Source organism: Chitinophaga sp. CF418 (assembly GCF_900142925.1).
Lineage (GTDB): Bacteria > Bacteroidota > Bacteroidia > Chitinophagales > Chitinophagaceae > Chitinophaga.
Genome location: NZ_FRCN01000002.1, coordinates 541,229 through 554,715, shown reverse-complemented (window position 1 = coordinate 554,715; position 13,487 = coordinate 541,229). Strand labels below are relative to the sequence as shown.

Annotated in this window: 9 protein-coding genes; 2 read left to right on the top strand and 7 right to left on the bottom strand. The window is 45.9% G+C overall.

What is annotated here, in order from left to right:
- Window position 1: 1 nt before the first annotated feature.
- The 3 genes from F3I09_RS06815 to F3I09_RS06805 all read right to left on the bottom strand — a co-directional run bounded on the left by F3I09_RS06815 (window position 2) and on the right by F3I09_RS06805 (window position 5,562).
- The gene (locus F3I09_RS06815) at window positions 2-1,726 is read right to left on the bottom strand and encodes a M3 family oligoendopeptidase (RefSeq protein WP_149694289.1); all 1,725 of its coding nucleotides are present in this window, start codon (window positions 1,724-1,726) and stop codon (window positions 2-4) included.
- A 463-nt stretch (window positions 1,727-2,189) separates the two neighbouring features.
- Entirely contained in the window at window positions 2,190-2,846 is a 657-nt protein-coding gene (locus F3I09_RS06810; protein ID WP_149694288.1) for a DUF5606 domain-containing protein, read from the bottom strand.
- Window positions 2,847-2,973: 127 nt separating this feature from the next.
- Window positions 2,974-5,562 carry a lamin tail domain-containing protein gene (locus F3I09_RS06805; protein WP_149694287.1) on the bottom strand — a complete coding sequence of 863 codons (2,589 nt, stop codon included), beginning with the start codon at window positions 5,560-5,562 and terminating at the stop codon, window positions 2,974-2,976.
- Between the two features lie 122 nt (window positions 5,563-5,684).
- On the opposite strand from F3I09_RS06805, the gene F3I09_RS06800 reads away from it, so the two are divergent.
- Together F3I09_RS06800 and F3I09_RS06795 are read left to right on the top strand one after the other, a co-directional pair.
- Window positions 5,685-6,674 carry an aspartate-semialdehyde dehydrogenase gene (locus F3I09_RS06800; protein ID WP_149694286.1) on the top strand — a complete coding sequence of 330 codons (990 nt, stop codon included), beginning with the start codon at window positions 5,685-5,687 and terminating at the stop codon, window positions 6,672-6,674.
- A gap of 300 nt (window positions 6,675-6,974) precedes the next feature.
- Entirely contained in the window at window positions 6,975-7,226 is a 252-nt protein-coding gene (locus F3I09_RS06795) for a hypothetical protein (RefSeq protein ID WP_089829114.1), read from the top strand.
- A 167-nt stretch (window positions 7,227-7,393) separates the two neighbouring features.
- On the opposite strand, the gene F3I09_RS06790 is transcribed toward F3I09_RS06795, so the two are convergent.
- The 4 genes from F3I09_RS06790 to uvrB all read right to left on the bottom strand — a co-directional run bounded on the left by F3I09_RS06790 (window position 7,394) and on the right by uvrB (window position 13,408).
- Entirely contained in the window at window positions 7,394-8,059 is a 666-nt protein-coding gene (locus F3I09_RS06790; protein ID WP_149694285.1) for a DUF2461 domain-containing protein, read from the bottom strand.
- A 124-nt stretch (window positions 8,060-8,183) separates the two neighbouring features.
- On the bottom strand, window positions 8,184-9,266 hold the full coding sequence (locus F3I09_RS06785) for a porin (RefSeq protein ID WP_149694284.1): 1,083 nt from the start codon (window positions 9,264-9,266) through the stop codon (window positions 8,184-8,186).
- Between the two features lie 261 nt (window positions 9,267-9,527).
- On the bottom strand, window positions 9,528-10,916 hold the full coding sequence (locus tag F3I09_RS06780; protein WP_149694283.1) for an ammonium transporter: 1,389 nt from the start codon (window positions 10,914-10,916) through the stop codon (window positions 9,528-9,530).
- Between the two features lie 437 nt (window positions 10,917-11,353).
- Complete coding sequence (gene uvrB, locus F3I09_RS06775; RefSeq protein WP_149694282.1) at window positions 11,354-13,408, bottom strand: excinuclease ABC subunit UvrB; 2,055 nt, start codon at window positions 13,406-13,408, stop codon at window positions 11,354-11,356.
- Window positions 13,409-13,487: the final 79 nt, after the last annotated feature.

Sequence of the window (13,487 nt, the reverse complement as noted above, 5' to 3'; positions counted from 1 at the left end):
ATCAGCTGATCTTGTCGATCTCTTTCTGAACAAACTCCGCCAGCTCTTTCACATACGCGGGAGAGAAGTCAAACCGGATGCCTGCAGCCTTATACAATTCAGGCAGGGTACGGGTACTTCCCAGGCTAAGCGCATTTACATAGTTATCCAGGGCCTGTTGCTTGTTCTCTTTATACTGTTTCCACATCGCGATAGCCCCTAGCTGAGCAATGCCATACTCTATGTAATAGAAAGGTACTTCAAACAGGTGCAGTTGCCGTTGCCAGCCGATAGACCTGTATGATTCCCAGCCACTCCAGTCAACCACACCGGTGGAAAACTCATCCTGGATCCTGTTCCAGTTAGCGGTACGTTCCTCTACAGTATGTTGCGGGTTTTCATACACCCAATGCTGGAATTTATCAATTGTGGCGATCCATGGGAAGATCACGATAGCGCGCTCCAGCTGTTGCAGTTTAGCCCTGCGCAGCTCTTCCGCATCACTGAAAAAGATATTCCAGGTGTCCATGGTGAACAGCTCCATACTCATACTCGCCACTTCTGCTATCTCCATCGGGTATTCCTTAAAGGCGCTGAGTGACAGGTCATGGCTCAGGAAGGAATGTACCGCATGGCCACCCTCATGTACCATCGTGGTCAGGTCTTTCATCTGGCCGGCAGCATTCATAAAGATGAAAGGCACTCCGGTTTCTGCCAGCGGACAGTTATAACCACCAGGGGCTTTCCCTTTACGGCTTTCCAGGTCAAGGCGACCCATTTTCTGCATCACCCTCAGACAATTACCAAAGAATGGCCCCAGCTCATCAAAGCATTCTATAGCCTTATTTACCAGTTCCTCTCCCGTCTGGAAAGGTTCGAGCGGTTTAATACCCACCGGCTCTGCATCCGAATCCCAGGGCTTCAGCACATCCAGGCCCAGTTTCTTACGCTGTTTTTCCTGCAGGCTTTTTACCAGGGGCAGGATATGCTCCCTGATAGCGGTATGGAACTGGAAACAATCCTCTTTGGTATAATCAAACCGGCCCAGGTCTTCAAACTTATAATCCCGGTAGTTCTCAAAACCGGCATTCTTTCCTACCTGATCCCTTTTTTGCACAAGCGCAGTATAAAGCTGGTCCAGGGTATCCTTATCTTCCAGGCGGCGGTTGGCAGTTTTAGTAAATACTTCCTCCCTCAGCGCACGGTCACTGCTCTCCAGGAAACGGGCGGCCTGCTGCAGGGTGTATTCCTGTCCGTTCACCGTAACGGTCATTTTACCTGCAATAGCGCCATATTGTTGCGACTGCACACTCAGTTCTGCCAGTATGGGCACGTTTTCTTCCCGGAATAGTTTTACCTGTTTCCGCACATTACGCAGGTAAGTGGCATATAGCGCCTGGTCCAGGTCTTTCACCCATTCACTGGCCAGTAATTTTTTATTCAGCGCATCTGCATAAGGCTGCAGCTTAGGCTGTATCTCCATGCAGAAATAGGCAAATGCTTCTTCCAGCGACTTATCAGTCGTATCGCAGGTCATGCGTATCTGTCTCCAGCAGGCATCTTCACTGATGACAGCCTCCAGCTCACTGATATCTTTCAGCCATTGTTCCAGGTCTGCCACGCGGGTCAACGGCCGTTGCTGCAGCTCTTCAAAATAAGGCTGCAATGCGTCCCACGTTGTTACCGTAAAGTTCTCCGGCAACAGCTTACGTGGCTGCTTCTCAATATTTGCGTCTAAAGTCTTCATTCTACTAAAATAAGAAATTATGCGCCAAAGTCATGAGCGCACAAAGACAGTAATCTTTAAAAATGAGTATCTAATCCGCGTCGATAAGGGTTCTACCCCTTCTTTACTTCGAAGGTTTCCTTACTATAATTCATAGTTGAACTATTACTTCCCCATATATAACCCATATATAACCCATACCTTTTAGATATGGATTATATATGGGTTAAATATGGCTTATATATGGGTTATATATGGGTTATCTCCGAAAACACACTATAGTAGCGTCCTTACAAAGATTATATGAAAACCTTACTTTGTAACTATTTAACTAATAATATAGATGCACATTTAATAAATATGCAATGACTGGAATTTGGCAGGAGGAAGTACGGGAGATTGATTATTAAAGTACGGGCATAAAAAAACCAGACGCTGTATGTTTGAACACGCAGCGTCTGGCATTATAAGGTAAGAATAGAGACTATTCTTCTGTTTTCTTCTTTTTAGGAGCAGCCTTTTTCTTAGGAGCTTCTTCTCCTTCAGCAGCAGGTGCTTCTTCTTTCTTTGCCTTAGCTTTCTTAGGCGCTTTTTCAGCAGGCGCCTCTTCAGTTGCCACCTCATCATCAGCATCCTTAGCGGCTGCCTTTTTAGGTTTAGCAGCTTTCTTAGCTGGTTTTTCTACTTCAGCTTCAGGAGCAGGGGTAGCATCTGCGGCAAGAGCTGCTCCTTCCTGACCTTCTTCAGCTACTTCGTCAAATTTCAGCAGATCATTGCTCTTGAGGATGGCATACCATTTTACCATCTTCTTCATATCGCTGACGTAAACCCTTTCCTCGTCAAAAGTAGGGAACACGCTTTTAAAGTAAGACTTGATAGCATTATTATCAGCCTTGGAATCAACCGGGGCTGTCTGGGCTTCCTGGTCCTGCATGGCCTTAAATACCTCGGCCAGGTTCACATTGTCTCCGGTAGTAAATACCTCAATACTTTCCAGCGGAGTAAAATTATGGACACGGGAGCTCACGAATTTAGTGCTCTTGTCTTCCAGAGATCTTACGATAGCGCCATCCTGTTTGCTGGCAATCAATTGAAACAAACCACCCAAACCGGTTACTGCAACTATTTCTCTATACTGCATGTTCAAATTTTTAAGAAGCGCAAATATAAAAAATCGTTTCTATCCGACAAATTGGAATCCGGCTGCCGGCTTAATTATTATTAATAATTGCCCCGATCAAGCTTTTTTTTTGACATAATCAACTAATCTACCTTCTTCCCAGTACTATAGGCAATTTCCAATGTCTGACCTTTCCTTCGGCATTAAAAGCCTCCGCAAAGATGACGTATATTCCTGATATCAGCTCGCGGTTCGATTCTCCCCGGCCATTCCAGGTCATATATCCTGAGGCCGGCAATAAGGTGTTCTTTTCCAGGTATCTTACCGGCCTGCCCTCTGCATCAAAAATCGTGACATTTATAATATAACCCGGCCCTGGAAAATTATATCTGACTACGGCAAGATCTTCCAGGCCGTCATTGTCAGGAGAAAAAACGGCTGGCTGCACCGTCAGATCGCCTTGCACTTCTACAACCGGTAGTTGCTGCGAATTACGATAGCCCGGGGTGGCATATTTCACAGCGGCCGCGGCAGAGTGCCAGTTATACTTATCCTGTGTACGCCCGTCCGGCTGCAAACGTTCCAGGGAAACACCCCGGGTATTGTCAGCTAATGCCATATGCATCTTGTCAAAATAATGCAGTTCATCTAATATCTGCCCACTCTCATTTAAGAGTACAATCGTACCTTCTTCATTTATTAAGGCAGGCAGGTTTATTTTATAAATAGTTGCCGCCTGCAGACAATCGTAATATGTACACAAGGCCTGTGGTGCTGTGGTAAAGACAGCGTAGCCGCCGGATAGTAATAACAAAGCCTGCTCGCCTAAGGCGACAGGGGCGTCCAGCTGTTCATCCTCTTTCCTTCTGGCCAGGTACAGGTGGGACAGGTCCACCGCTTTCGGGCTTCTGTTATAGATCTCGACAAATTCTGGCACACCGGAAACAGGATCATATAATATTTCATTGATCACGATATCAAAGCTATCCGCTGTACTGACCCGGGCAAAGGCGATATCACCGGCAGTGGTCACTTCCTGACCCGTGCAATCCTTTATACCAGATACCGCCACTGTATAGACGGTGTTGGGTAACAAGGGAGTTGTCAGGCTAACAGATATATTATTAAACAAGGGAGGATGAGCAGTGATACCAGCAACCGGCAATGAAGGCCCGAACTCAAAATGCGCCGGCGCTGTCACTTCAAGGCTATCCATAATACCATTGAACGACAGGTTCACCGTCATGGTATCTGGCGGGAAAGCCTTTACCAGCAACACCGGAGGAGGCATTGCCCCTGTTCCCGTTACAGTATTGGGCCTGCCGGGAGTCCCACCTTGTGGAGCGGTAGACGGTTTCCAGTTGCTGCTACCCGCACAGGGCCAGTTAGTGTCAGTCATTTCCAGGCTCCAACCACCTCTTTCCTTTACCGGATTGCCATACCAGCTACGGTCATAGGCGACGGCATGTACCAGGTTTCCATTGTCATTGCGCAGTGTGATGATATCACTATCGCCAGGGGCTGGAAAACTGCTGATACCCAGGATGGGGATGTCAGCGGGGAACAGGTCAGTATTTCCTTTATCACAGACCACCAGTAAACCTCCGGGCGGCAGCAGGTATTCCGGCAAGGAGGCCTCCCGGCTGCTATTCCCGATCTGCCAGCCTTTCAGTTGTAAGCCATAAGGGCTATTGTTCTTCAGTTCTACAAAGCGGGCAGGTAATAAACCGGCGGAACGCAAAGCTCTTGGCAGGAATTCGTGAATAAGTACGTCATAACCACTGCTGGTATAATACAAAAGGGCCACTGTAGCCGGCTCCATGACATTCCCGGAAGGGTCCCTTACTCCATCCATAAACAAACGGCAACTGTCGCCGTTGGGAAAAACATTCTGGAATTGTACATGCAGACAGGAAGGCCGGCTGCTATCCTGCCAGATGCTGTCAGGCGCATTACCTGGAACAGATAAGCGGAAATGTTCCGGCCGGGAGAGAATAGCGCTATCCAGCGTTTCACTGAAACATAATGTGAGCGTACGGTTATCGCGCAGGTGATATGAGCTTAAGGCAGGCGGTGTTGTATCTGTTACGATAGGCGTGATCAACACATCGTCAAAATAGTGGCGCCCAAAGAAGGATGCAGTAGACTGACGTACCACAAATCCCATGAAATGCGAAGTATTATACATATGATCAGTGGCAGTACCCTCGCGGGCAAAAGCAGTACCATCGGCCTTTTCATCGACCCACAGTTCCCACTCATTGTCCTTCCGGGTCACTCTGATCTTCAGTTTTGTGGAAGTATGATTGGTGATCCCGTCACGGCCGTCTATCAGCAGGACGGGTGCTGCGCTGCCGTCTTTCCTGTACAGGCACACTTCATCTTTTGTATTGCCTATGCGGACAAAATACCCTCTGACGCCGGTTCCCTGCAGGTTTGCGCTATCTGCTGTAAGAAAGACGTCCACATAATTAAGGGAAGAAGTGTTGAAATCCAGTTGCAGCCACCATTCCCATATTGCATTGCGGGCCAGTGAGGATGGCGTAGCGATATGGAAACTACTGCTTTGCCGCTGCAAATGGCTTTTCAGACGGCCATTTTCTATCCGCCAGGCAGTATCTGTGCCTTTCCAGGAAACTGCGTCATTAATGCTTTGATAATCAAATTGTTCTCTCACTTGTGCGAATGAGAATAAGGCCTGCAGGAGCAGGCATGCACAAACAATGGAAATACGCATGTCTAAAAAAGTAGGTTGGTTTAGCCAGAAATTTAGTGAATTTCTATGATTCTGGCTTATACATTGAAAACCGCACAGGTTGTGTTAAATTTGCATTTCCAAAAATTTAAAATGTAAAAACAATGAAAGTTGCCGTAGTAGGAGCTACCGGGCTGGTAGGCTCAAAAATGTTACAAGTATTGACCGAAAGAAATTTTCCGGTTACAGAACTGATTCCCGTGGCGTCTGAGAAGTCTGTTGGTAAGGAAGTAACATTTAAGGGTAAGCCTTATAAGGTGGTGAATGCAGATACGGCAATTTCCATGAAGCCGGATGTTGCGCTGTTCTCCGCTGGTGGCAGTACTTCCCTGGAATGGGCGCCAAAATTTGCAGCGGCAGGTATTACTGTGATCGACAACTCTTCTGCATGGAGAATGGACCCCACCAAAAAACTGGTGGTGCCTGAGATCAATGGTAAGACATTGACACCGGAAGATAAGATCATTGCCAATCCAAACTGCTCTACCATTCAGATGGTGCTTGTGCTGAATCCTTTACATGAGAAGTACAAGATCAATCGTGTGGTGGTATCTACTTACCAATCAGTAACAGGTACCGGTGTAAAAGCGGTAGATCAGCTGATGAATGAGCGTAAGGGTGTGGAAGGAGAAAAAGCCTATGCGCATCGCATAGACCTGAACGTGATCCCACAGATCGATGTATTTCTCGATAACGGTTACACGAAAGAGGAAATGAAGATGGTGAAAGAAACCATTAAGATCATGGGAGATGAAAACATCCGCGTAACAGCTACAACTGTACGTATACCAGTAATAGGCGGTCACAGTGAATCTGTGAACGTTGCCTTCGATAAAGAATATGAACTGGCTGACGTTCGTGCGATACTGGAGAAAACATCTGGTGTAATCGTGGTGGATGATCCTTCCAAACAGCTGTATCCGATGCCGAAAGATGCACATGAGAAGGATGAAGTGTTTGTAGGCCGTCTTCGTCGTGATGAAACACAGGAAAAGACCCTGAATATGTGGATCGTGGCAGATAACCTGCGTAAAGGTGCTGCAACCAACGCTGTTCAGATAGCGGAGTACCTGCATGCACAGAAATGGATCTGAGTGACAACATTTAAGGACCGGATTGACCCTTAAAAGGATCTTTTCGCGAACGAATAAACGATTTTCTACAATAAAAGAGAGCAAGTGTCGTTACACTTGCTCTTTTAGTATCAATTTGAGGAGAAATAAGTATCACTTTGACAAAAATTACACAGAAGTAGTATTGCTTTCTGCTAGATAAAATCCAATTTTGGTATCAATAATCCTATGCCAACTTACTTATTCCATAAAAGTCATTTTTTAAGAAAGTAAGAAGCCGAAGAACTAAAATTCACAAATCCGTAAACACCCTTAAGTCCTATGAAAACCAACGCCAATCGCGAGCTGCTACTGATGCACAAATTTACTGAAGAGTGGAGTTCTAATTTTTCTTCACAGGTGTCCCGCATCATGAACATTGTGGATCAACATGATACACTGGACGGCATAATCCCGATTATTGAGGTTGCCAACGTGTATAATCAACGTTTTGCGCACACTAAAACAGATAAAGAAAATCTGTTAAAGAACCGCAAGGCAAGACCATTCGAATTCCTGATCCACAAGAACTAACCCGTTAAAACTTATTGAGCTGTAATCATCTGCCGGCAAAATATGTATACCGGCGTATATGTATCCGGCAGATGACAGCGTAATTTCAGGGTGCATTGTTGGCTTTACCCATCTGTGATGACAGACAGTGACCTGTGATATTATTTTCACCCCGAAATATTACCTGACTATTCCGTATAAAGCGCTCTGTCAATGAACTTGACAAAGGGCTGCATTACAGCAAATATTTTCAGTATTTCTCTTACCAGTGCAGGCTGTATAACGGCTTCGTCGGAAATGTGATGCCATACCGTAAAGCTTTTCAATTTCAGGTATGCGATAGCTGGATTGTCCGACTGGTAACCTTGCGGCGCAGTCTTCAGGGATTCCCCTTCTATTTTACCAAAATAGCGGATGAATTCTTTATTGGAGATGATCTGTTGGAATTCCTCAAAGTTGTAATCTATTTCCTGCCTGACCTTTTTCAGCGCATCGGCCTCAGGCATCCACAGGCCACCTCCGGCAAAGCTATTGCCTCCCGGCTCCAGGTGGAAGTAATACCCCGGACGCGGCGTTTTACGTCCACCAGGTGCAAAAGCTGCACCCATATTGGTTTTGTAAGGCGTTTTATCTTTTGAGAAACGGACATCCTTGTATATACGGAAAGTGCAATCCTTCACCTGTAAACCTACAATAGCAGGGTCCTGTTTATATAAACCATCCAGGATCTGCTGTACCACACTTTCATAATCGGCTTTCGCCTTCTGGTAATCAGACTTGTGTTCGTCAAACCAGACCTTATTATTATTCTTGCTCAATAACTTTAAAAACTTCAACGTGGGGGGTTGCAGCATGTAATCAGTTTTGCTCACAAAATAAAAAAATTATTTTCCTTACCCAGTAATAAGAATAGCCTATGCCCTTCCCTCCGGACCCGCGGGCCGGAAAGAAGAGCATAACGCAGCAGGATGTTTCTGCTTAAAAATGATATGTAGCGGCTAGTAATACACTGGGAGATGTACCCACCGGGGTGCCGGATTTCTTGTGGAAGATATCCACAGAAGCTTTATCCAGTCTGAATTCCGGTATAATAGTCAGATTACCCACCTTATAATTCAGGGAAAGTGTGCCTGCCAGCACATTACCGCCATCTGTACCGCTAAAGGTTTTCAAGGCATCCTTGTCATCGAAGTACTCACCTCGTACGGTCAGACCTACCTTTTCATTGAAATCGAGGTTAACATATAAGGCAGATCCCCACCATTGCTTTGCACTTTCAATGCCTTCTTTGTCCCGGGTATTGTTGTATGTGCTGACAGTTCCGTTATAACCCAGGCCCAGTACGCTGTTTACCTGGTAGGTAGCGACAAAATCTATCTGGTGGTTCTGGATACCGCTGGTGTCCTTGCCTTCCAGGTAGTTCAGATATAATTTAAGGGGCGCCTTGGTGGAAGAATATCCCAGTTGCGCACCGATATATTTATTGTTAGTCCAGGAAGCGGATTTGAAATCAGTCGGGTTGAAGACGCCTATCATAGCTGTCCATGCGGAACTGATAGTGATATCTGCCTTGACGCCGGTGCTGAAGAATGGACCGTTGCTGAACATATAACTCATGCTATAGTTCCTGTTCAGGTAAGCGTCCAGCAGTTCATATCCTACATGGGTGCCGAAGCTTCCCATGCTGACCTTCAGTTTGTCCAGCACCTGGTAACCTACATATAGTTGTTTGATAACCACCTCTGCGGTGTTAGTCTTATCGGTTGTTTCGTTATAGGAAAATTCAGCTGCCCTTTTGCCAAAGCCAACATCTGCCACTATACTTCCCTTTTTAAATTCATGTTCGGCTTTGAGCGAGATCATTCCCAGTTCAAAACTATTGTGAGAGTTTGTGAAGCTTGTTTTGTTGTCGGTGTTATTACCATTGAAATTGTAACGATAGTAGACGTCTGCAGAGCCGGAAAGCTTAACCAATGGGGCTTTAGTTGTATCAGCAGCAGTCTGGGAATGCGCAATAAGCGCCTGACAGGCAGCATATGCTACCAATATAACTTTTTTCATGCAAGGAAATTTGGTTGATAAAAATGGTGTGTGCGAATCGTTTCTTTTATGCTCGCTGTTCTATAGCCGGAAATAACGGGAGAGAAAAGAATAGCTAATAATCAACCGGGAAAGGCATCTACATGGAATACTACAGATATTGGTTGATAAAGTAATTCTGGTTGATAAAATAAAATACTGTTTACGGTTTTTTATTTCCCAGTTCGATTATTAGCTATTCTAACATTTGGGTGTCAAACTATGTAAATATTTTTTATGCGATTAGTGAACCAGCTGCTCTTCTTTCAGTGCACCGTTGTCGGCTACACTCATCAAAGCAGGATGGTACTGTTCGTTGTGCTGTGTAGCATCCAGACCCAGTGCTTCTTCTTCATCGCTTACACGCAGCGGGTGGATCAGGTTGATCAGCTTGAAGATACCATAGGAAACCACGAAGCTGTATACTACTACGATCACTAATCCGATCACCTGGTTTTTGAAGAGCTCAAAGCCACCATAGAACAGGCCATCGCTGATAGCACCATTTACGTTCTTGCTGGCGAAGATACCAGTGAGCAGCATACCGACCATACCACCTACACCATGGCAGGGGAATACATCCAGTGTATCGTCGATAGCGGTTTTGGATTTGTAATGAGCCACCAGGTTGGAAACGATAGCAGCAGCAAAACCTACCATAATACTCTGTGGGATGCCCACATAACCTGCAGCAGGAGTAATAGCTACCAGACCAACCACGGCGCCGATACAGAAGCCCAGTGCAGAAGGCTTACGGCCACGGATCACATCGAAGAAGATCCAGGATAAACCAGCAGCAGCAGCAGCAGTATTGGTAGTAGCGAAAGCGGAAGCAGACAGACCGTTAGCAGCCAGGGCGGAGCCGGCGTTGAAACCGAACCATCCGAACCAGAGCAGGCCAGTACCTAACAATACGAAAGGAATGTTGGCAGGTTGCAGTTCTTTCTTTTCTATATGGTCTTTACGGCGTTTCAGTACCAGTACACCAGCAAGTGCAGCACAACCAGCGGAGATGTGTACTACTGTACCACCTGCGAAGTCAAGTACCCCCAGTTTGAACAGGAAACCTTCAGGATGCCAGGTCCAGTGCGCGATAGGCGCATAAACCAGCAGGCTGAATAACACCATAAATAATACATAAGACGTAAAACGGATCCTTTCTGCTACAGCGCCTACTACCAGAGCAGGAGTGATCACTGCAAATTTCATCTGGAACAGGGCGAATACCAGCAAAGGGATGCTAGTTGCCAGAGACCAGGGCTCACCGGATGGCACACCTCTGAAAAACAGGAAAGTTGAAGGATCGCCGATCACACCATTCAAAGATTTACCGAAGGCCAGACTGAACCCTACGGCTACCCACACGATACTAACCACACCGGCAGCGATAAAGCTTTGTACCAATGTTGAGATCACGTTTTTACGGTTAACCATACCACCGTAGAAAAATGACAGACCGGGAGTCATCAGAAACACGAGGCAGGATGCCACCAGTATCCAGGCAATGTCACCGGAATTGTATTGACCCTTGGGATCAGCAAAAGGAAGCTCCCCCGGGACAAATAGTGCAATTATCGCGACAACTGCCAGCAAAAGGAAGGGCAAATAATCTTGAAATGATGTTTTCTTCATAGCAGTACATTTTAAATTTCTTCAATAAAAGTATGAAGGATATTTAATTCATCAAATAGAAAAGGCAAAAAATAGAAATGATTGAAGAAAAATATGGGATATAGCCCTAAACATCAAGTATATTATAATTAGCAATAATATAAGTATTACTTTTTGTAGTTAGAGGTAGGGCAAAAAGGGGGGCAGGTGTTTAATAAACTAAACATTATCAGCTACTTATAAATTCCGGAGATGGACATTTAACAATTTTCTAACATTGGGAAGGTAGTTGCTACTGCAATTAAGATGTACATGCTATAATAAGCTAAAAATCAGCTTAATAAATATTAAGCTGATTTTGTTGGATGGAACAGTGTCGTTGAATATTATCGATATATTAAAAATATATTAATGTAATTTTTATGATCCAGGACATAAAAATCGACCTCACTGCGGTATTATTGCTTCATACTTTCTAATTCACGTTGCATTGCGAACATTTGGTCACGTAACCTGGCAGCTTCCATAAAATCGAGATCTTTGGCTGCCTTCTCCATATCCTTTTTGACCTTTGTAATTGCCTTCTCCATCTGAGGGATTGTTTTGGCAACAGTAGCTTCCTGTTTGGCATAACCCACTGCATCTTCAGCAACCAGTGTTACCTCATCATGTACTGCATATGGGGAGTTTTCATCGAACTGCTTGATTTCCAACACAGCAGTCTGCCCGAGGATCTGTTCCTTGCTTTTCAGCACCGTTCTTGGCGTGATCTTATGTTTCGTATTATAGGCGACCTGTTTCTCCCTGCGCCGGTCTGTTTCATCAATGGTACGCTGCATGCTGTCGGTAATCTTGTCAGCATAAAAGATAACAAGCCCTTCCACGTTACGCGCAGCACGGCCTGCTGTCTGCGTCAGGGAGCGCTCATCCCTCAGGAAACCTTCCTTATCGGCATCCAATATGGCTACAAGTGTCACTTCCGGCAGGTCCAGCCCCTCACGCAACAGGTTTACTCCTACAAGGACATTGATATTACCCAGACGGAGGTCTCTTAATATCTCTATCCGTTCCAGGGTATCTACCTCGGAGTGAATATAACGGGACTTAATATTAATACGGTGCAGGTACTTGTCCATTTCCTCGGCCATCCGTTTGGTAAGGGTGGTAACAAGCACACGCCCTCCGTTGGCAACACGTTTATCTATTTCTTCCAGCAGGTCGTCCACCTGGTTTACGCTTGGTCGTACTTCGATAGGTGGCTCCAGCAGTCCTGTAGGTCGTACCACCTGCTCTACCACCACACCTTCCGTCTGTCTCAGTTCATATTCGCCAGGAGTAGCACTAACAAAGATGGCCTGATTCACCAGGTTCTCAAATTCGTAGAAGTTCAGGGGCCGGTTGTCCATCGCTGAAGGCAGGCGGAAACCGTAGTCAACCAGGGTCAGCTTACGGGATCTATCCCCTCCATACATACCTCCAATCTGGGGGATGGTTACGTGGCTTTCGTCTATCACCAGGAGAAAATCTTTTGGGAAATAATCCAGCAGGCAGAAGGGGCGGGTACCAGGCGAACGCCGGTCCAGGAAGCGGGAGTAGTTTTCAATACCGCTGCAATAGCCCAGTTCCCTGATCATCTCCAGATCATAGTTCACTCTTTCTGAAAGACGCTGTGCCTCCAGGTGTTTCCCGATAGACCGGAAATATTCCACCTGTGCCAGCAACTCATCCTGGATCTCAAAAAGGATCTGGGTCATCATGTCTTTAGGCGCCAGATAGAGATTGGCAGGGAAGATGGCGGCATTCTCCATAGTAGCTATACGTTTGCCGTTTTGTACATCAAAACTTTCAATCTCCTCCACTTCATCACCAAAGAAAGTGATACGGTAGCCGTAATCCACATAAGGCAGGTTGATGTCTACAGTATCTCCCTGCACACGGAAGTTACCCCTGTTGAAGTCGCCGGTAGTCCGGGTATATAAGGAGTTGACCAGCCCATGCAATACCGTATTCCGGCCAATGGTCTGTCCTCTGTGCAGGCGGATAATACCATTTTCATAATCCGTTGGGTTACCCATACCATAGATACAGGACACGGAGGCCACCACTATTATATCCCGCCTTCCGGACAGCAGACTGGTGGTAGCCCTCAATCTGAGCTTATCCAGCTCTTCATTGATGGAAAGGTCCTTTTCTATATAGGTATCGCTCACCGGCATATAAGCCTCGGGCTGATAGTAGTCGTAGTAAGACACAAAATATTCCACGGCATTATCCGGGAAGAACTGACGGAACTCTCCGTACAGCTGTGCCACCAGAGTTTTATTGTGAGTCAGCACCAGGGTGGGGCGCTGTACCTGTTGAATAACATTTGCGACAGTAAAGGTTTTTCCGGATCCTGTTACCCCCAGTAATGTCTGTGCGGGCGCTCCATCCTGTAATCCTTCTACTAACTGGCGGATGGCTTCCGGCTGATCGCCTGCGGGGGCATATGGTGCATGTATCTTAAAGGGCATATTCTAAATTATAGCGTTATCAAATGTACAAATTAATAGACTGTGCTTTTTCATTTGAAAAATCTGGCTCACCTTTACT

Bases quoted from the DNA above. Each gene is read 5' to 3' on its own strand.
- F3I09_RS06815 (WP_149694289.1), bottom strand. From the start codon at position 1,726: ATGAAGACTTTAGACGCAAATATTGAGAAGCAGCCACGTAAGCTGTTG.
- F3I09_RS06810 (WP_149694288.1), bottom strand. From the start codon at position 2,846: ATGCAGTATAGAGAAATAGTTGCAGTAACCGGTTTGGGTGGTTTGTTT.
- F3I09_RS06805 (WP_149694287.1), bottom strand. From the start codon at position 5,562: ATGCGTATTTCCATTGTTTGTGCATGCCTGCTCCTGCAGGCCTTATTC.
- F3I09_RS06800 (WP_149694286.1), top strand. From the start codon at position 5,685: ATGAAAGTTGCCGTAGTAGGAGCTACCGGGCTGGTAGGCTCAAAAATG.
- F3I09_RS06795 (WP_089829114.1), top strand. From the start codon at position 6,975: ATGAAAACCAACGCCAATCGCGAGCTGCTACTGATGCACAAATTTACT.
- F3I09_RS06790 (WP_149694285.1), bottom strand. From the start codon at position 8,059: ATGCTGCAACCCCCCACGTTGAAGTTTTTAAAGTTATTGAGCAAGAAT.
- F3I09_RS06785 (WP_149694284.1), bottom strand. From the start codon at position 9,266: ATGAAAAAAGTTATATTGGTAGCATATGCTGCCTGTCAGGCGCTTATT.
- F3I09_RS06780 (WP_149694283.1), bottom strand. From the start codon at position 10,916: ATGAAGAAAACATCATTTCAAGATTATTTGCCCTTCCTTTTGCTGGCA.
- uvrB (WP_149694282.1), bottom strand. From the start codon at position 13,408: ATGCCCTTTAAGATACATGCACCATATGCCCCCGCAGGCGATCAGCCG.